The 19,283-nt window shown below is 63.5% G+C and carries 18 protein-coding genes; 13 read left to right on the top strand and 5 right to left on the bottom strand.

Going from position 1 to position 19,283, the window contains the following annotated elements; all coding sequences use genetic code 11:
* Window positions 1–72 precede the first annotated feature (72 nt).
* Window positions 73–699 (bottom strand): helix-turn-helix domain-containing protein, encoded by a 627-nt coding sequence (locus VIM95_RS10995; protein WP_331985562.1) that lies wholly within the window; start codon window positions 697–699, stop codon window positions 73–75.
* Window positions 700–763: 64 nt separating this feature from the next.
* Here VIM95_RS10995 and VIM95_RS10990 point away from each other — a divergent pair, with 64 nt between their 5' ends.
* Window positions 764–1,339: a hydrolase gene (locus VIM95_RS10990; RefSeq protein WP_331985560.1), complete on the top strand. Its 576-nt coding sequence runs from the start codon at window positions 764–766 to the stop codon at window positions 1,337–1,339.
* Between the two features lie 277 nt (window positions 1,340–1,616).
* Here the strand turns inward: VIM95_RS10990 and VIM95_RS10985 are convergent, their stop codons facing one another.
* Both VIM95_RS10985 and acnB read right to left on the bottom strand, forming a co-directional pair.
* Window positions 1,617–1,937: a DUF4156 domain-containing protein gene (locus VIM95_RS10985; protein ID WP_331985558.1), complete on the bottom strand. Its 321-nt coding sequence runs from the start codon at window positions 1,935–1,937 to the stop codon at window positions 1,617–1,619.
* A gap of 186 nt (window positions 1,938–2,123) precedes the next feature.
* Window positions 2,124–4,712, bottom strand: a complete 2,589-nt coding sequence (gene acnB, locus VIM95_RS10980; protein WP_331985556.1) for a bifunctional aconitate hydratase 2/2-methylisocitrate dehydratase — start codon at window positions 4,710–4,712, stop codon at window positions 2,124–2,126.
* 234 nt (window positions 4,713–4,946) lie between these two features.
* Between acnB and gcvA the strand changes: the two genes are divergently transcribed.
* Window positions 4,947–5,837 (top strand): transcriptional regulator GcvA, encoded by an 891-nt coding sequence (gene gcvA / locus VIM95_RS10975; RefSeq protein WP_331985554.1) that lies wholly within the window; start codon window positions 4,947–4,949, stop codon window positions 5,835–5,837.
* A gap of 207 nt (window positions 5,838–6,044) precedes the next feature.
* On the top strand, window positions 6,045–8,747 hold the full coding sequence (gene acnA, locus VIM95_RS10970) for an aconitate hydratase AcnA (RefSeq protein ID WP_331985552.1): 2,703 nt from the start codon (window positions 6,045–6,047) through the stop codon (window positions 8,745–8,747).
* Between the two features lie 64 nt (window positions 8,748–8,811).
* Here acnA and VIM95_RS10965 read toward each other — a convergent pair whose 3' ends face one another.
* Both VIM95_RS10965 and VIM95_RS10960 read right to left on the bottom strand, forming a co-directional pair.
* Window positions 8,812–9,891 (bottom strand): enoyl-CoA hydratase/isomerase family protein, encoded by a 1,080-nt coding sequence (locus VIM95_RS10965; RefSeq protein ID WP_331985550.1) that lies wholly within the window; start codon window positions 9,889–9,891, stop codon window positions 8,812–8,814.
* Between the two features lie 71 nt (window positions 9,892–9,962).
* Entirely contained in the window at window positions 9,963–10,739 is a 777-nt protein-coding gene (locus tag VIM95_RS10960; RefSeq protein WP_331985548.1) for an enoyl-CoA hydratase, read from the bottom strand.
* A 152-nt stretch (window positions 10,740–10,891) separates the two neighbouring features.
* Between VIM95_RS10960 and hemP the strand changes: the two genes are divergently transcribed.
* The 10 genes from hemP (at window position 10,892) to VIM95_RS10910 (ending at window position 19,264) form a co-directional block, all read left to right on the top strand.
* The gene (gene hemP / locus VIM95_RS10955; RefSeq protein ID WP_331985546.1) at window positions 10,892–11,062 is read left to right on the top strand and encodes a hemin uptake protein HemP; all 171 of its coding nucleotides are present in this window, start codon (window positions 10,892–10,894) and stop codon (window positions 11,060–11,062) included.
* A gap of 169 nt (window positions 11,063–11,231) precedes the next feature.
* Window positions 11,232–13,439, top strand: coding sequence for a TonB-dependent hemoglobin/transferrin/lactoferrin family receptor (locus tag VIM95_RS10950; protein ID WP_331985544.1), 2,208 nt, complete (start codon window positions 11,232–11,234; stop codon window positions 13,437–13,439).
* A gap of 122 nt (window positions 13,440–13,561) precedes the next feature.
* Window positions 13,562–14,590: a hemin-degrading factor gene (locus VIM95_RS10945; RefSeq protein ID WP_331985542.1), complete on the top strand. Its 1,029-nt coding sequence runs from the start codon at window positions 13,562–13,564 to the stop codon at window positions 14,588–14,590.
* Window positions 14,580–15,389 (top strand): heme/hemin ABC transporter substrate-binding protein, encoded by an 810-nt coding sequence (locus VIM95_RS10940; protein ID WP_331985540.1) that lies wholly within the window; start codon window positions 14,580–14,582, stop codon window positions 15,387–15,389. The genes VIM95_RS10945 and VIM95_RS10940 overlap by 11 nt, the downstream gene beginning before the upstream one ends.
* A gap of 30 nt (window positions 15,390–15,419) precedes the next feature.
* Window positions 15,420–16,418 (top strand): iron ABC transporter permease, encoded by a 999-nt coding sequence (locus VIM95_RS10935; RefSeq protein ID WP_331985538.1) that lies wholly within the window; start codon window positions 15,420–15,422, stop codon window positions 16,416–16,418.
* The gene (locus tag VIM95_RS10930; RefSeq protein ID WP_331985536.1) at window positions 16,415–17,197 is read left to right on the top strand and encodes an ABC transporter ATP-binding protein; all 783 of its coding nucleotides are present in this window, start codon (window positions 16,415–16,417) and stop codon (window positions 17,195–17,197) included. Before VIM95_RS10935 ends, VIM95_RS10930 begins: the two co-directional genes overlap by 4 nt.
* A 78-nt stretch (window positions 17,198–17,275) precedes the next feature.
* On the top strand, window positions 17,276–17,857 hold the full coding sequence (locus VIM95_RS10925; RefSeq protein WP_331985534.1) for a septation protein A: 582 nt from the start codon (window positions 17,276–17,278) through the stop codon (window positions 17,855–17,857).
* Window positions 17,858–17,861: 4 nt separating this feature from the next.
* Window positions 17,862–18,164: a YciI family protein gene (locus VIM95_RS10920; RefSeq protein ID WP_331985532.1), complete on the top strand. Its 303-nt coding sequence runs from the start codon at window positions 17,862–17,864 to the stop codon at window positions 18,162–18,164.
* 5 nt (window positions 18,165–18,169) lie between these two features.
* A complete protein-coding gene (locus VIM95_RS10915; protein ID WP_331985693.1) occupies window positions 18,170–18,427 on the top strand; it encodes a BolA family protein in 258 nt (85 codons plus the stop codon).
* A gap of 54 nt (window positions 18,428–18,481) precedes the next feature.
* On the top strand, window positions 18,482–19,264 hold the full coding sequence (locus VIM95_RS10910) for a peptidylprolyl isomerase (RefSeq protein WP_331985530.1): 783 nt from the start codon (window positions 18,482–18,484) through the stop codon (window positions 19,262–19,264).
* The last annotated feature ends 19 nt before the right edge of the window (window positions 19,265–19,283 follow it).

Below are 19,283 nucleotides of genomic sequence, written 5' to 3'. Positions count from 1 at the left end.
TTGGCTGGTTGATCTGAAAGCTCATCTTGTATGAGCTGGTTTAGGCGGTCAAGTATTTTGTGCGGCGCAGCATCATCGCCCTGCGCGCTGGTAGAGGCGGCGTTCCAGGCAGTCCTGCAGCATGGTCTTCAGTTCCGACAATACTTGCTCGCGCTGCGGTAGATCTGGCTCGGCATAGAGGCCGGCCGCGGTCTTCATGACCTGCAGCACCAACACGGCCAGTAGTTCGAGCTCAGCCTCATCCCGCTCAGGCGCCTGCTGGCGCAGGATGGCCTGCACATAGGTGCGCATGCGGGCACGGATCTGCATGGCTGCCAGCGCCGGGCCACTACGCGCCTCGGCCAGGATGATGAAGGCCGGGTTATCCGAGCGGAACTGGATCAGCGCCGGGTAGAGCCGCTCCAGCAGTTCGGCTGCGCTCCAGTTAGCCGCCGCTTCAACCAGTGCTTCCATACGCTGGTAAAGCTGCTCGGCAAAGCGCTGCAGCAGCGCATCGGCCACCTGCTCCTTGGTAGGAAAGTACTGGTACAGCGAACCGATGGAGGCCCCTGCGCGAGCGGCGATCTCGGTCATGGTCGCGGCGTCGAAGCCCTGCTCGGCAAATACCGCCGCCGCCGTATCCAGCAGCAAGGCTACCTTTTGCCGGCCGCGCGTTCCCTGCGGCAAGCGCGCCGTACCATTTGCATTTTGTGAGGACATCCTCATATACTCAAAAAGTGAGACAGTCCTCACATAGTACCCATGCCCACAGGAGCCGGCCACCATGCTGACACTAGATCCCAAAACTACCGCCTTGGTACTGATAGACCTGCAACAGGGCATACTGCCCTATGCCGGCACCCATAGTGCCGATACGGTGCTGCAAAACGCCAATCGCCTGTCGCAGCGCTTTCGCGAACTCGGTGCGCCGGTGGTGCTGGTACGGGTGGGTTGGTCGGCCGACTTCGGCGATAGCCTCAAACAGCCGGTGGACCAAGCCCCGCCACTACCACCGGGTGGCCTGCCGGCCAACTGGCTGGACTCCCCGCCTACGCTGCTGCATGCCCCTTCCGACGTTCTGATCGTCAAGCGGCAATGGAATGCCTTCTTCGGTACCGAGCTGGACCTGCAACTGCGTCGGCGCGGCATACGTACCATTGTGCTGGGTGGCATTGTCACCGGCATCGGCGTGGAAGCGACCGCGCGAGCAGGCTGGGAGTTGGGCTATGAACAGGTATTGGTGGAAGACCTGTGCAGCGCGCCCAAGCCGGAGCATCACCGCTTCTCCATGGAAAACATCCTGCCGAGACTGGGTCGGGTGCGTGATACGCAAACCGTGCTGAAGGCGTTGGCCAGATAAGAAAAAAGGGAGGCAATGCCTCCCTTTTTCTTTTTCCATCTAGCCTAAACACTCATTCGGTGCGCTAGTGAGCGCGGCAAGATTCCCCACCGGCGGGTGGCTGCCAGAGCGCTTGGCGCTTTGGCGCCTAGAACCTGTGCGTGCAAGGCTGCGAGAGGGGTGAGGATCAGATCCGGAGGTGAGCCGCTATACCTGCGTTGTAATCGGTTAGCGCACGGGTATCCCAGGCGCCTGTACTGAACTCACCTCACCTACGCCGGCAGCAAGTGCGCCAGGCTCACTTACAGCGGTACACCTTGTAGTCCCGCTCGCCGGCCTTGATCGGTCCGTCAGCCAGGACTGTATCGCCCTGCAGATCCACCGCCGCATTGCGCGCCAGGGTATTGAGCTCAATGATCATCTTGCCCTCGTCGCGCGATACCGGGCCAAGCTTGTCCAGCACCTTCACATGGACCGAACCCCGCAGGGTGCAGCTGCCCACCGTGTCGGTACTACCTACCTGTACCGACTGGGCGGCCGGCTTGAGCTCCACGAAAGAGGCGCAGCCCCCAAGGGTGACAGCAGCCAGCATGGCACCGGAGAATATACGTAGGGTCATGGTCTTCCTTCCTGAAGTCTTGATTGGATTTATCCGGCCCGCACGCCGTGGCGCACAAGCTACCAGGGAGAGACAGGCCCGAAGGCTGCAAGTTTAGCGGGCCGGCAGAAAGCAGCCAGCCCAAAAAGCAAACAACCCGCCGATTGCTCGGCGGGTTGCGTGTACTACCTACGAGTGCTGCAAGGCTCAGTTCACGGCCACGGTATCGGCCACGTCCTGGTAGTCCTTGATCTCGTTGAAGTTCATGTACTTGTAGACTTCACCGGCCTTGGCGTTCAGCACGCCGATGTCGGCCATGTACTCTTCCTTGGTCGGGATACGACCCAGCTTGGAACAGATGGCCGCCAGTTCGGCCGAACCCAGATACACATTGGAGTTCTTGCCCAGACGGTTGGGGAAGTTACGGGTCGAGGTCGACATCACGGTCGCGCCTTCGCGCACCTGGGCCTGGTTACCCATGCACAGCGAGCAGCCCGGCATTTCCATACGGGCGCCGGCAGTACCGAAGGTGCCGTAGTGGCCTTCCTTGGTCAGCTCTTCGGCATCCATCTTGGTCGGCGGGGCCACCCACAGCTTGACCGGGATGTCGCGCTTGCCTTCCAGCAGCTTGGAGGCAGCACGGAAGTGACCGATGTTGGTCATGCACGAACCGATGAACACTTCGTCGATGGTCGCACCGGCAACTTCGGACAGGGTCTTCACATCGTCCGGGTCGTTGGGGCAGGCCACGATGGGCTCGTGGATGTCGGCCAGATCGATCTCGATCACGGCAGCGTATTCGGCATCGGCGTCGCCCTTCAGCAGTTCAGGCTTGGCGATCCAGGCTTCCATGGCCTTGATACGGCGCTCCAGGGTACGGGCATCGGCGTAGCCATTGGCGATCATGGTCTTCATGAGCGTGATGTTCGACGTCATGTATTCAATGATCGGGGCCTTGTCCAGGTGCACGGTGCAGCCGGCGGCGGAACGCTCGGCCGAAGCATCGGACAGTTCGAACGCCTGCTCGACCTTCAGATCCGGCAGACCTTCGATTTCCAGGATGCGGCCTGAGAAGATGTTCTTCTTGCCGGCCTTGGCCACGGTCAACAGACCCGCCTTGATCGCGTACAGGGGGATGGCGTTGACCAGGTCACGCAGGGTGACGCCAGGCTGCATCTTGCCCTTGAAGCGGACCAGCACAGACTCGGGCATGTCCAGCGGCATCACGCCGGTCGCGGCGGCGAAGGCCACGAGGCCGGAACCAGCCGGGAAGGAGATGCCGATCGGGAAGCGGGTGTGCGAGTCGCCACCGGTACCGACGGTATCGGGCAGCAAGAGTCGGTTCAGCCAGCTGTGGATCACACCATCGCCCGGGCGCAGCGCAACGCCGCCACGGGTGCTGATAAAGGCCGGCAGTTCCTTGTGCATCTTGACGTCCACCGGCTTGGGGTAGGCGGCGGTGTGGCAGAAGGACTGCATGACCATATCGGCGCTGAAGCCCAGGCAGGCCAGGTCCTTCAGTTCGTCACGGGTCATCGGGCCGGTGGTGTCTTGCGAACCCACGGTGGTCATCTTCGGTTCGCAGTAGGTACCCGGACGGACGCCTTGGCCTTCCGGCAGACCGCAGGCACGGCCGACCATCTTCTGGGCCAGCGAGAAGCCCTTGCCGGAATCGGCCGGAGCCTTGGGCAGGCGGAATTCGGTGCTGGCGGGCAGTCCCAGTGCTTCACGGGCCTTGCCGGTCAGGCCGCGACCGATGATCAGGTTGATACGGCCACCGGCGCGCACTTCGTCGAGGATCACGTCGGACTTGAGCTTGAACTCGGCTACTACGGCGCCGTTCTTCTCGATCTTGCCGCTGTAGGGGTAGATGTCGATCACGTCGCCCATCTCCAGCTTGGAGACGTCGACTTCGATCGGCAGGGAGCCGGAATCTTCCTGGGTGTTGAAGAAGATCGGGGCAATCTTGCCGCCCAGGGTCACGCCACCGAAGCGCTTGTTCGGCACGTAAGGAATGTCCTGGCCGGTCGCCCAGACCACCGAGTTGGTGGCGGACTTACGCGAAGAGCCGGTACCGACCACGTCGCCAACGTAGGCAACCAGGTGGCCCTTCTTCTTCAGGTCTTCGATGAACTGCATCGGACCGCGCTTGCCGTCTTCTTCCGGGGTGATGCCGGGACGGGCGTTCTTCAGCATGGCCAGATAATGCAGCGGAATGTCGGGGCGCGACCAGGCATCCGGCGCCGGCGACAGATCGTCGGTATTGGTTTCGCCGGTGACCTTGAACACGGTCACGGTGATCTTCTCGGCCACTTCCGGGCGGCTCTTGAACCACTCGGCGTCGGCCCAGCTTTGCAGCACGGCCTTGGCATTGGCGTTGCCACCATCGGCCAGGGCCTTGACGTCGTGGAAGTAGTCGAACACCAGGAGGGTCTTCTTCAGCGCGTCGGCGGCGATGGTGCCGACCTGGGCGTCGCCCAGCAGGTCCACCAGCGGCTTGACGTTGTAGCCACCCAGCATGGTGCCCAGCAGCTTGGTTGCCAGGGCGCGGTCCACCAGCGGCGAGGTCACGGTGCCTTCGGCCACGGCGGCCAGGAAGGAGGCCTTCACCTTGGCGGCGTCATCCACACCGGGCGGTACGCGGTAGGTGATCAGGTCAACCAGGGTCTGTTCCTCGCCCTTGGGCGGGTTCTTCAGGAGTTCGACCAGGTCGGCCACTTGTTGCGCGTTGAGCGGCAGCGGAGGGATACCCAGGGCGGCGCGTTCGGCGACGTGCTGGCGGTAGGCTTCTAGCATGGCGATGACCTTTAAACAGTTGCGGTTGCGATGGGCTGCGGGCGGGCCGCATCCGGCCGGGATGCCGGGCAAGTCTTGCAACTTGCTGATTATCAACCGTTTCCTTGCACTCCAGCCGATTTGCGGCAGAGCGACGGGAAGCGGCTTGTTAAGTAAGTGACGCGGAGGTTACGCGTAAGGCCTGCTGCGCACAAACGAGTAATCGCGACAGGCGCTGTGAGTTATTATCACAGCATGAGTCAAAACCTGCCCCCTTTGAACGCGCTCCGTGCATTCGAGGTCGCCGCCCGGCTGGAAAGCTTTTCGGCGGCTGCCAACGAACTCTTCGTGACCCACGGTGCTGTGAGCAAACAGATTAAGCAGCTGGAAGAATGGCTGGGTGTGCGGCTATTCGAGCGTAGCGGTGGCCGGGTCAAGCTGACCGAGGTGGGCTGGCGCTACCTGGTGCAGGTGCAGGATGGCTTTGACATCATTGCCAATGCCACCGCCCAGCTCCTGCAGCCGGACCGGCAGCGGCGGCTGGTGATCAACTCCACTCCGACGCTGGCCATGCACTGGCTGCTGCCGCAGCTGACCGACTTCCAGCGCGCTCACCCTGACGTGGAACTGCGGCTGGTGACCAGCGACCGCGATGTGAGCCGGCTGGATACGCCATTCGACCTCGCCATACGGCGCGGCCCGGGTGACTGGCCGGGTTATATCAGCAAGCCTTTCCTTGATGAGCATGAGCTGCCGCTGTGCAGCCCCGCACTCTTGGAACGGGCCGGTATAACCAGCCCGGCAGACCTGACCCGGCACACCCTGCTCTATGCCGATACCCGCCCCACCGCCTGGCAACGCTGGTTGACGCTGGCCGGCGTGCCCGAGCTCAAACCGGCCGCCACCCAGCAGTTCGACCATTTCTACCTGGCGCTGCAGGCCGCCATGGATGGTTTGGGCGTGGTGCTTGGCCCACTGCCCATGATGCAGGCAGCGATCGCCGACGGTACCCTGGTGGCACCACTGCCGGCCCCCAGCGTGCCGGTGCGCGGCTATTGCTGGATCACGCCGCGGGCGCTGATGGATGACCCGGCCATCGCCGCCTTCTGCCGCTGGCTGGAAGGCCGCGCCGCGGCATTGAAATAAAGCCCTGGCAGGATGTCGCATCCCTCGAATGGGGCATTGCCCGCCGCCCGCAGCAGGACTATGTTGCAAGGCTACCCGGCGGCGGCCGGCAGGGTGAACTTTGTCCCGGCAAGGCCGCTCCCAAGCAGCTAGATTGATTGAATCACGCCCTTATCCTAAGCAGCCATCTGAGCAGCGAATAACCTGTCCCGATCAGGAGAGAAGACCATGCCGCACAATCTGCACGACACCCTCAAGACGCTGAACCTGCCCTCAGGCCGCGCCCTGCAGTACTACAGCCTGCCGGCGCTGGAAGCCGCTGGCGTGGGCCCGATCTCCAAGCTGCCGGTCTCGATCCGGCTGGTACTGGAATCAGTGCTGCGCAATTGCGATGGCAAGAAGGTAGCCGAGGAGCATGTGCGGCAACTGGCCAACTGGGGGGCGACCGCTGCACGGGTAGACGAAATCCCCTTCGTGGTGGCTCGCGTGGTGTTGCAGGACTTCACCGGTGTACCGCTCCTGGCCGACCTTGCCGCCATGCGCAACGTGGCCGACAAACTCGGCAAGAACCCCAAGACCATCGAGCCGCTGGTGCCAGTGGACCTGGTGGTGGACCACTCGGTCATGATCGACCATTACGGCACGCCCAATGCCCTGCGGCAGAACATGGAGTTGGAGTTCCAACGCAATGGCGAGCGCTACCAGTTCATGAAGTGGGGGATGCAGGCCTTCGATACCTTCAAGGTCGTCCCGCCCGGCATCGGTATCGTCCACCAGGTGAACCTGGAATACCTGTTCCGCGGCGTGCAGATCCGTGATGGCGTGGCCTTCCCCGACACCCTGGTCGGCACCGACAGCCATACCACCATGATCAACGGCGTGGGCGTGGTTGGCTGGGGCGTGGGCGGCATCGAGGCGGAAGCCGGCATGCTGGGCCAGCCGGTCTATTTCCTGACCCCGGACGTGGTCGGCGTGGAGCTCAAGGGCGCGCTGCGCGACGGCATCACCGCCACCGATCTGGTGCTGACCGTGACCGAGATGCTGCGCAAGGAAAAGGTGGTCGGCAAGTTCGTCGAATTCTTCGGCCCCGGCGCCGCCAGCCTGTCGGTAGTGGACCGTGCCACCATCGGCAATATGGCGCCAGAGTATGGCGCCACCATGGGCTTCTTCCCGGTCGACGACAAGACCGTGGCCTACCTCAAGGGTACCGGCCGCAAGCCGGAAGAGGTCGAAGCCTTTGAAGCCTACTTCAAGGCGCAGGGCCTCTTTGGCATGCCGAGTGCCGGTGACATCGCCTATAGCAAGACCTTGTCGCTGGACCTCGCCACCATCGTCCCCAGCCTGGCCGGCCCCAAGCGACCGCAGGACCGCATCGAACTGCCACGCATGGGCAGCACCTTCAGCAACCTCTTCAGCAAGCCCATTGCCGAAAACGGCTTCAACAAGCCGGCGGAACAGCTGCATGAGCGGGTGACCAGCCGCAAGGACGGCATCGACCTCGGTCATGGCGATGTACTGATTGCCGCCATCACCAGTTGTACCAATACCTCCAACCCGGGCGTACTGCTGGCGGCTGGCCTGTTGGCCAAGAAGGCGGTCGAGAGGGGGCTCAAGGTCCACCCGCGGGTCAAGACCAGCTTTGGCCCCGGCTCGCGCGTGGTGACCGAATACCTCAAGGAAACCGGCCTGCAGCCCTACCTGGACCAGTTGGGATTCAATATCGCGGCCTACGGTTGCACCACCTGTATCGGCAATGCCGGCGATCTGGCGGCCGAGTTCAACGAAGCCATCGTCGAGAACGACCTGATCGCGGCGGCGGTGCTGAGCGGCAACCGCAACTTCGAGGCCCGCATCCATCCCAATATCAAGGCCAACTTCCTGGCCAGCCCGCCGCTGGTGGTGGCCTTTGCGCTGGCCGGCAACGTCAATATCGACCTCGAAACCCAGCCGCTGGGCAAGGATGCGAGCGGTACGCCGGTCTATCTGCGCGATATCTGGCCGAGCAGCGATGAGATCCATGGCCTGATGCACTACGCCATGAACCCCGAAGTGTTCCGTCGCCTGTATGGCGACTTCACCCGCGACCATGACCTATGGAACGGCATCCCGGCGCCCAAGGGGCAGGTCTATACCTGGCCGACCTCGACCTATATCGCCCGGCCACCCTTCTTTGAAGATTTCAGCATGCAGCCGGGCAAGATCGGCGATATCCACGGCGCACGCTCGCTCTTGATCCTGGGCGACTCGGTCACTACCGACCATATCAGCCCGGCCGGCTCCTTCAAGGACACCACTCCGGCAGGCAAATACCTGCTGGCCCATGGTGTACAGAAGGCCGACTTCAACAGCTACGGCAGCCGCCGCGGCAACCACGACATCATGATCCGCGGAACCTTTGCCAATGTGCGGGTGAAGAATCTGATGCTGCCACCCAAGGCGGACGGCAGCCGCATCGAAGGCGGTTTTACCCTGCTCGACGGCGTGCAGACCACGGTCTACGACGCTGCCCAGGCCTATATCCAGCGCGGCACACCGACCATGGTATTCGCCGGTGAGGAATACGGCACCGGCTCCAGCCGCGACTGGGCGGCCAAGGGCACCCAGCTACTGGGCGTCAAGGCAGTGGTGGCGCGCAGCTTCGAGCGCATCCACCGCTCCAACCTGGTGGGCATGGGCGTGCTGCCACTGCAATTCAAGGGTGAGGACAGCCATGAGAAGCTGGGCGTGCGTGGTGACGAGGTATTCGATATTGTTGGCGTGACCGACAACCTGCGGCCGCAGCAGGACCTCAAGCTGGTGATCACCCGCGCCAATGGCAGCCGCGAGGAAGTCACCCTGCTGTGTCGGATCGACACACCGATCGAGGTCGACTACTACAAGCACGGCGGCATCCTGCCCTTCGTTCTACGCGAGTTGATGAGCAAGGGTTGAGGCGCTTACAAGCGCGTGCAAAAGGCCGGCATTGCCGGCCTTTTGTTTGTGCCCCCTAACGACCTCAGGCAAGAGGCCGGAAAAACTCCGCCAGGTAGGCATCGTTGACCTCTGCGAGGGTCGCCGGTGACCAGTTGGGCGCACCATCCTTGTCCACCAGCAAGGCGCGCACGCCCTCGGCGAAATCCGGATGGCGACAGCACTGGCCGGAGAGCGTGAGCTCCATGGCGAACACCTCCTTGAGCGACAGATGCTTGGCACGCCGCTGCGCCTCCACCACCAAGCGCATGGAGGTAGGCGAACCGGCCGCCAGCTTCTGCGCTCCCGCCCGCAGCCAGTCGTCGGCACCGCGATAGGCGGTGATGGCGGCGACCATCTCGGCGATGGTGTCGTAGTCGGTCAGCGACTGGATGGCGTCGTAATGCGCACGGATGGCCGAGGGCGCCAGCTCCGGCGCAGTGGTGCGACTCTGCTCGCGGAGATGAGCCGAAAGCACACGTTTGTCCGCCTCCCCATCCCCTTGCCAAGCCAAGCCGGCCAGCGCCGCCAGTAGCCCGGAACGGGCACTGTTGGGCAGGACGTAATCTGCCAGACCGGTAAAGAGCGCGTCGGCCGCATTGAAGGAGGCGCCGGTCAGGCCCAGATAGATGCCCAGCCGACCAGGCAGCCGGCTCAGGAACCAGGAACCGCCAACGTCGGGGTAGAGGCCGATGGTGATCTCAGGCATGGCGATGCGCGAGCGCTCAGTCACCACCCGGTGACTGGCGCCGACCAGGAGACCCAGGCCGCCCCCCATGACGATGCCGTGCCCCCACAGCAACACCGGTTTGGGGTAGGTATGGATGGCGTAGTCGAGTGCGTATTCCTCGCGAAAGAAGGCATCGGTACTGGCAAAGTCGCCGGCGCGAATGGCTTGGTGCAGGGTCACCACGTCACCACCGGCACAGAATGCCTTCTCGCCAGCCCCCTGCAGCAGCACGCAGACCACAGCGGGATCGTCTGCCCAGGCCTGCAGTTGTGGCGCCAGTCGGCGGATCATGGGCAGAGTCAACGCATTGAGCGATTTCTCAGCGTTGAGCGTGGCCACCGCGATCTGGTGGCCCTGAGCGGTAGGATGGAGTTCAAACAGGACGCTATCTGACACAGGACTTCAACCTCGGATGACAATCCCACCGGCTGACGCCGGCGGGCAAGAACAGGACGGCGCCAGGACGTTCAGCGGTTCTTCCAGACCGGCGTACGCTTCTCCAGGAAGGCGTTGACGCCCTCCTTCTGGTCTTCAGTATCGAACAGATCGACAAACATCTCCCGCTCCATGGGCAAGGCACTCCACATGGGTTGCTTGCGGGCCGCCTGGATCAGCTGCTTGCAGGCGCTGACCGAGGAGGGGCTCTGCTTGGCCACCTTCTCGGCCAGCTCCAGCGCCTTCTGGCGCGCGCCACCGCTGGGCACGATCTCTTCGACCAGGCCAATGCGCAGCGCGGTCTGGGCATCCACCCGCTCGCCACACAGGATCATGCGCTTGGCCCAGCCCTCGCCAACCAGCCAAGGCAGGTGCTGCGAGCCCAGGCCGCCGGGCAAGAGACCCACGCTGGCCTCGGGCAGCGCCATCACCGCATGTTCTTCGGCAATGCGGATATCGCAGGCCAGAGCGGCCTCCAGCCCACCACCCATGGCGTAGCCATTGATGGCGGCAATGCTGACACCGCGGAACTGCGCCAGGGCTTCGAAAGCCCGGCCAAAGTAGGTGATCATCTGCCGCGCACGGGCCTTGTCACCGCCGGCAAAGACATTCAGATCCGCACCGGCGCTGAAGAACTTCGGTCCGCTGCCGGTCAGTACCAGAGCATAGATCTCGCGGTCGGCATTGAGCTCGGCCACCAGGTCCTTGAGCGCGGGCAGGCTTTCCTCGGTCCAGGTATTGGCGGGCGGATTGGCGATGGTGATGACGGCGGTGTGGCCGATACGTTCCAGTTGCAGCAGTGCACTCACGACGGTGTCTCCTTCTGAGGGTTTTGGCAGACACGATAACACCGGCCCTTGCTGTTGTTAATTTGATTGACGTTAACGTCACTCAATCCCGGACGTGGATTTTTTTGGCGCGGTACTTGTAAAATTTTAATGATAACGATTATCATTTTCAAATGAACATGCAAACCAGCCCAACACCCCCTCAGGCAGCGCCGGCCAACCTCCCTGCCGTGGTTGAGGCCAGCACGCTGATGGGCAAGCACAGCGAGATCGCCATCCGCCACCGCGGAGAGATCTATCGCCTGCGGGTCACCCGCAATGGCAAGCTGATCCTGACCAAATAGCCGCGAGATAGCGCCACCACCGTTTACGCACCACCCTCTCCATGACGATGTAGCCAGCCAACCGGCCTGCCGGTCAGCCAGCCAAATTCCCGCTCCCGCCGCCTGGCCTCGCGCCAACCGGTACCGACCAGCCAGCAGGCGGGGCGACTTTTTTGGATTCTGACTGCCCATGACCGGCTACACCAACCTACGCCTTACCCCGCTCGCGGCCCTGCTGGCCGCCCTGCCGCTTACCGCTGCCTACGCCGACACGCCGCCCGCCGCCGCAGCGGTACCGCTGGCTGCCGCGGCAGCCGATACGCTCCCGACCGTTTCAATCACCGCCACCCGCCTGGCCAAGGACGCCGACACGGTCGCCCCCAACACCGCCGTGCTGTCGCCGGAAGGCAGCAATGCCGGCCGGGTACGCGATATCCAGACCCTGTTCGCCGACGAGCCGGGCGTCAACGTCAATCGTGATCCAGCCCGACGCGGCAATGCCGGAGTCAATATCCGCGGCATCGAGGGTAACCGGGTGCTGATGCAGATCGACGGTGTGACCCTGCCCTCGCTGTATGCCGGCGGCGGTGCCGCGATCTCTGGCCGAGATATGGTGGAACTCGATACGCTGAGCGCGGTGGAAGTGGTCAAAGGCCCCTATTCCGGTCTCTATGGCGCCGATGCCATCGCTGGCGTGGTGGAATACCGAACCCTGGACGTGCAGGACCTGCTGCAAGCGGGCGCCAGCAGTGGCGGCCGGCTACGGGCTGGCTACTATGGTGCCGACAACAGCAAGAAGCTGGGCGCCGCCTGGGGCTTGCGCAGTGGTGATCTGAGCGGCCTCTTGAGCTATACCGCCCGGCGCGGCGAGAACCTCGAGACCCACGGCAGCAACGACAGCGCGAGCAGTGCCCGTACCACGGCCAACCCGCTAGCCTGGGACAGCAGCGCCGTATTGGCCAAGCTGGGCTGGATGGTCGCCCCCGGCCAGGAGATCGGCCTGACCCAGGACGTATTCAACCGCAGCCAGGATGGCAACTTCCTGAGCAGTCGTACCAGCACCGTGCTGTCGCAAACTGCCACAGACAAATCGCGTCGCAACCGCACCAGCCTCAACTACGACTACACCGGTAGCGGCACCGGTCTGGTGGGGGCCAAGGTCAGCCTCTACCGGCAGCATGGCGAGAGCCGTGAATACACGCTGGAATCGCGAGCCGGCGGCGTGCTGCGTACCAATGACTCCGGCTTCGAACAGGATGCCTGGGGCGCCAGTGCGCAACTGACACATCGCTTTGACCAGGGCGATCTGCTGCACACCCTGGTCTGGGGTGCCGAATACAGCAAGACCGAGACCAGCCGGCCACGTATGCGGCAGCAGTTCAATGCCAACGGCACCGTCAGCAATGTGGTCGGTGGCGAAGTCTTCCCGCAGAAAACCTTCCCCGACAACGACAGCGAGCGTACCGGCGTATTTGTGCAGGACGAGATCGCCCTGGGCTCCGGCATCACCCTGACCCCCTCGTTGCGCTACGACCGCTACACGCTGACGCCCAAGCCGGATGCGCTGTTCAACGCGGCCAACCCGTTCAAATACCCGGTCAACAAGTACAGCGACTCCTCGGTCTCGCCACGCCTGGCCCTCAGCCTACCGCTGGCCGAAGGCTGGACCGGCTTCATGCAGGCGGGTACAGGCTTCCGAGCACCGAACTTCGACGATGCCATGCTGGTGTTCACCAATGCGGCGCAAGGCTATGAGGTGCTGCCCAATCCCAACCTCAAGTCCGAAACCAGCAGCAGCCTGGAGATCGGCACCCGCTACCGCAGCGCGAGCTTCGAGTTCGCGGCCACCGCCTACCGCAACCGCTACCACGACTTTATCGACAATGTGCTGGTGTCGCCGGTCGATACCAACGGCAACGGCGTGGCAATGGAATTCCAGGCCCAGAACGTGGCCAGGGTACGCATCCAGGGTTTGGAACTGAAGGCGCTGTGGAGGCCCCTCAAGGACCTCCGCCTGCGCGGCAGCCTGGCCTATGCCAAGGGCGACAAGCTCAGCGACAACACACCACTCGACAGCGTAGACCCGCTGAATGGCAGCCTTGCTGCCGAGTATGACCTCGACGCCTGGCACGGCGCACTGCAGGTCCGTGGCGCCAGCAAGAAGGAACGCGTCAGCAGCAGCACGATGTTCCGTACGCCCGGCTATGGCGTGGTCGATCTGTCGATCTCGCGCACCATCGGCCGCGATGCCGACCTGCTGGTGGGCGTCTACAACCTGGCTGACCGCAAGTACTGGCTGTGGACCGACGTGAAGGGCCAGTTGGCCAGCGCCACGGTGCTGGACCGCTACACCCAGGCCGGCCGCACTGCCGCGATCAATCTCGACTATCACTTCTAACCCCCCGAGCAAGAGGAGAGGCCCGCCGTAGGGGCCGCGCAGCGGGGGCGCCGTCCGGGAAGCCGGCGCCCCCAACGCGATCCAAGTACCACCGATGAGTATCGTCATCAGGAGATTCAAAAATGAATGCATCGACCCTTTGGCAGCAATACCAACATCTGCGTGCCAGCGAACCCAAGATCCGCGCCCGGGACGCCGCCGCGCGGCTTGGCGTTTCCGAAGCCGAGCTGGTGGCAGCCGATCCGCTCTCCATCACGCTATTCCCGCGCTGGGCCGATATCCTGGGCGAGCTGGAGGCACTGGGTACGGTGATGACGCTGACCCGCAATGAAGCCGCCGTCCATGAAAAGACCGGGCTCTACGCCAACGTCAGCATCCATGGCGAGATGGGTCTGGCACTGAACCCCGAGATTGATCTGCGCTTCTTCCTGCATAGCTGGCGCTACGGCTTTGCCCTGAGGGGAGAAAGACCATCCATCCAGTTCTTCGACCGGCATGGCGACGCGGTGCACAAGGTCTTCCTGACCGAAGCCTCAAACGCCGCCGCCTACGACGAGCTGGTCAGCCGCTACGCCAGCAGTCACGCCGTGGTGGAACCGGATCGTGCACGCGAACCGGCCACCGAACAGCCCGACGCCGCGGTCGATGCAAAAGCCTTCCAACAAGGCTGGCTGAACCTGGCCGACACCCACGACTTCTACCCCTTGCTGCGCAAGTACGAGGTCAGCCGTACCCAGGCCCTGCGCCTGGCGCCGCAGGGCTATGTGCGTGAAGTATCGCTCGACGCCATCGCCCTGCTGCTCAAGGCAGCGGCCGAATCGCAACTACCCATCATGGTCTTTGCCGGCAACCAGGGCTGTTTGCAGATCCATACCGGGCCGGTCAAGAAGATTGTTCCCATGGGCCCCTGGCTCAATGTGCTGGACCCGGGCTTCAACCTGCACCTGCGTATGGACCTGTTCGGACGGGCTTTTGTTGTGCGCAAGCCGACCCGCGACGGCGAGGTGACCTCGCTGGAGTGCTACGACGTCGAAGGCAAGCTGATCGTGCAGTTCTTTGGCGAGCGCAAGCCGGGCAAACCTGAGCTCGCCGGCTGGGCCACACTGGCACACAGCCTGCCGGACCGCGAGGAGCAACTCGATGCTGCGTAGGCCCTTGGCATTGCAGAAATCCCTCGTCTTGCTGGCGACCTGCCTGCTGGCCGCCGCCAGCCAGGCCGCCGAGCGCATCGTGGTATTGACCGCCGACGTCGCCGAGATCGTCGTGGCGCTGGGTCACGGCAGTGAGGTAGTCGGGCGCGAGCGGGTGGCCAAGCAACCCGAGCTCGCCCAAGCGGTCGAGATCGGTTCGTCCCGCTCACTTTCCGCTGAGCCTATCCTGCGGCTCAAGCCCACCTTGGTGATCGGCAGCCAGTTGGCCATGCCAGAAGGCATCTGGAGCCAGTTGAACGGACTTGGCCTCAAGGCCGTCAAGGTCAGCGCCAAGACCGATGGCTCGGACTACGCCGAGGCGATCCGCAGCGTGGGCAAGCTGATTGGCACCGACGCCCAGGCCGGCAAACTGGCCTACGACTGGCAGAACGCCATGCGGCCTGCCCAGCCGTGGGGCAAGAGGGTGCTGGTGACCTACGAAGGCAAGACGGTCGCCGGCCGCGATACGCCGGCGGATTGGCTGATCCGGGCCGCCGGTGGCATCAATGCCGCGGCCGGCATAGATGGCTACAAGCCGCTGGATGCCGAAGCCCTGAGCAAGCTGGCACCGGACATCATCCTGATCGCCGAGCACAACCGCGCCGTCTATGGCGGACTGGCCGAATTCACCCGCCGTGCCGACATCGCCGCCACACCGGCTGGCCGTAATGGTCGCGTGTACGAAGTACCGGTGCATGAATACTTCAGCGTCAATCTGGGCAGCCCGGCAGCGGTCCGTAAATTGCGTACGCTGGGTTGATTGCATGGCGAACAGGGAGCATCACTGACCATGCCGACCGTACGTGCTTTCTGGCTGCAGCAAACACCTAGCCTGCCTCGCCTTGGTGGTTGGCCCGCCTGGCTGGTCTTGGGCCTGGCTACGGCAAGCCTCCTGGTGTTTGCGCTGGGCTTCCAGGGCGATGGCTGGCAGTGGCCAGACCTCGCCGACCCCTTGGTCCGTAGCCTGCGGCTGCCACGCATACTGTCCGCCCTCCTGGTAGGTGCGGCACTGGCTGCAGCCGGCGCCGCCTTGCAGGCGTTATTCCGCAACCCCATGGCCGATCCGACCTTGATCGGCACCTCCAGCGGTGCTGCGCTGGCCGTGGTCTGCATCATGGCTTTTGGTTGGCGCGCCCTGCCCTTGCCGCTGGCAGCCTTTGGCGGCAGCCTGCTCGCCACCTGGCTGCTGCTGGCCCTGGTAAGGCTGGTGGGCGGCGGCAGCACCGGGCTCTTGCTGATGGGCCTGATGCTGGGCAGCTTTGGCGCCGCGATGACCGGCATGCTGCTCTTCCTCTCCGATGATCTGGCATTGCGTAGCGCCATGACCTGGCTATCAGGCCAGTTGGGCAGTACGACCGGCGCCCCACTGGCCTGGGCTGCACCGGTAGGCATTGCGGGCATCGCCTTGCTGCTGGGCCTGGGCCGGGATCTCGATTGCCTGCTGCTGGGTGACGAAGCGGCACAGGGACTGGGCGTGCACGTGGAGCGCGCTCGCTTGCTGACCGCCGTTGGCGCTGCCATGGCGATTGGCGCAGCGGTATCGGTGGCCGGCATCATCGGCTTTGTCGGCATGATGGTGCCCAACGCCTGCGCCCTGCTGGCCGGTGGCGGGCGTCGGCGCTTGATTGCCCTGTCGGCAACGGGCGGCGCGGCCTTTCTGCTGCTGATGGATACCCTGGCCCGTGGTATTGCCTATCCGGTCAACGTGCCGGTCGGCCTTCTGGCCGGCTTTGTCGGACCCATGTTCTTTGTCTGGCTGTTCCGCCGGAAAATGGGAGATAGCGCATGAGTACGCCTACCCTGCAGATGCAGTCGGTCAGCTTTCAGCATCGGGGCCGTAGTTTGCTGAACCGCATCAGCGGCCATCTCCCCACCGCCAGTCTGACCAGCATCATCGGCCCGAACGGCGCCGGCAAGAGCACGCTGTTAAGGTTACTGGGCGGCCTCTTGTCCGCCAGCGAAGGTCAGATACTGTTGGATGGCGCCCCCATCCTTCAACTGGCGCGCCTGCAGCGCGCTCAAGCGATAGGCTGGCTGGGGCAGTTCTCGGCCGAGGACCTGCCACTCAGCCTGGCAGAATACGTGATGCTGGGGCGCAGGCCCTACCTTGGGCACTTTGGCCAGCCCAGCCTGGAAGACCAGGCGCGGGTGGGAGCGGCCATGGCCGCTTTTGACCTCAGCGGACTGGCGAGCCGGCCCTGGCGACGATTATCTGGCGGTGAGCGGCAGCGAGCCGGGCTGGCACGGCTGATCGCCCAGGACGCGCCGATCTGGCTCCTGGACGAGCCCACCAATCACCTCGACCTCAAGTATCAAGCCTTGCTATTTGGCCGTTTACGGGCGGAAGCAGCCCGCGGGCGCACCGTCGTCACGGTACTGCACGATCTGGCGCTGGCAGCCCAGTGGTCACAGGAGGTATTGCTGCTGCAAGGTGGTCGCCTGCTGGCCCAAGGCCCGGCCAAGGCAGTACTGCAGGCCGAGCGCCTGAGCCAGGCCTATGGCTGGCCACTCGAGGTTTGGCACGATGCGCGGGGACGTTGGCAGATGCAGGCGGCCGAGGCGGCTTGAGACCTTTACACCGTGCCTTTACCCCGCTCGTCGAAGAGCGATTGCCCGGCGTGCATCCCCCCGGCATAATCGCGGCCCATGAAATTCCTGTTCGACCTGCTGCCAGTCATTGTCTTCTTTGCTGGCTACTCTTCCGGTCTCGCCTTTCCCGAGTACGGCCTCAACAAGCCGATCGAATTCGCCACGGCGCTCGCCATCGTTGTCTCCATCGGCCAGATCGCCTGGCTGAAGCTGCGGGGCAAGAAGGTCGAGATGATGCAGTGGATAGGCCTTGCCTTGATTCTGATCCTTGGTGGCGCCACGCTGTTCTTCCACAGCAGTACCTTCATCTTCTGGAAGCCCACCGCGCTCTACATCGCCCTGGCGGCCAGCCTGGTGGTATCACGCTATGGCCTCAAGAAACCGCCGATGGAACTCTTGCTTGGCAAGGAACTCCACCTGCCAGGCCCGGTCTGGGACAAGCTGATGTGGGGCTGGGTGGCCTTCTTCCTCTTGATGGCTGGCCTCAACCTGTTCGTCGCCTTCAATTTTTCCGAGAGTTTCTGGGTCAAATTCAAGCTGTTCGGCGTGCTGGGCCTCACCTTCATCTTCGCCATCGCGCAGGGACTGTGGCTTAATCGCCACATGCCCAAGACGCCGGCCGACAGCCAGGAAAGTTGACTCCATGTACTACGCCATCACTGGCATCGACACGCCAGACTCCCTCGCCAAGCGCCTGGAGAGCCGCCCGGCCCATCTGGCCCGCCTCCATGCGCTGCAGGCAGAAGGCCGCTTGCTGCTGGCTGGCCCCTTCCCCGCCATTGACAGCCCTGACCCTGGCCCCGCCGGTTTTTCGGGCAGCCTGATCGTGGCCGAGTTCGACAGCCTGGGTGCCGCCACCGAATGGGCCGAGGCGGACCCCTACAAGCTGGCTGGCGTGTATGCCCGTGTTGAAGTGCGCCCCTTCAAGAAGGTGTTGCCCGCGTGAACACGATGGATAAAATCCGTGAGAAACTTGCCAGCTTGGACCCTGTGTTGCTGGATCTGCGTGACGACAGCAGCAAGCATGCGGGCCACGCGGGTGCGGCCTCTGGCGGTGGGCACTATCTGCTGAAGATCGTGTCCGAGCGGTTCAGCGGACTGACGCCGGTGGCACGCCACCGATTGGTTTATGAAGCACTGGGCGAGATGATGCGGCGCGATATCCACGCGCTGGCGATCGACGCCCGCACCCCTGGCGAAAATGCCTAGCCCAAGCGGCCTGGCGATTATTACCCCCTCTCAAGACTAAGAAGGACGTATTCGATGCAAACCAAGATTTTCGCCCCTGCTCTGATCGCCGCCCTGCTGGCCGGTGCAGCCTTCGCAGCCGACAAGCCGGTGGCCGTTGTCAATGGCGTGGCCATCCCCCAGGCGCAAATGGACTATATCCTGAAGCAACTGGCCGAGCGTGGCGCCAAGGACAGCCCTGAGCTGCGCGCGAAGATTCGCGAAGACCTGATCACCAACGAAGTGGTGGCTCAGGAAGCAGCCAAGAAGGGTCTGAGCAAGGACGCCGACGTCCAGATCGAAGCCACCATGGCTCAGCAGAACGTGCTGCTCAAGGCCTTCGTGCAGAACTTCCAGAAGACCAACGTGGTTTCTGACGAGACCCTGCGCGCCGAGTACGACAAGCTGAAGGCTCAGATGCCGTCGAAGGAGTACAAGTCCCGCCACATTCTGGTCGAGACCGAGAAGGAAGCCAACGACGTGATCGCCGCTCTCAAGAAGGGCAAGAAGTTTGAAGACCTGGCCAAGGAAAAATCCAAGGATCCGGGCAGCAAGGCCAATGGCGGCGACCTGGGCTGGGCTGTACCGACCAACTTCGTCAAGGAATTCGGTGATGCGCTGGCCAAGCTGAGCAAGGGCCAAGTGACCCCGGCTCCGGTCAAGACCCAATACGGCTTCCACATCATCAAGCTGGACGACGTGCGTCAGCCGCAAGGCCCGGCTTTCGACGAAGTGAAGGCTGGCATCCAGCAACAGATGCAAGGCCAGGAACTGAACAAGGTGATCGCTGACCTGCGTGCCAAGGCCAAGGTCGAGTAAGGCTTAGCCTTACCGCTTC

Origin of the sequence: Chitinimonas sp. (genome assembly GCF_036568685.1) — a bacterium.
GTDB lineage: Bacteria > Pseudomonadota > Gammaproteobacteria > Burkholderiales > Chitinimonadaceae > Chitinimonas.
The sequence above is the reverse complement of the archived record's forward strand: the minus strand, read 5'-3'. Positions and strand labels throughout refer to the sequence as shown.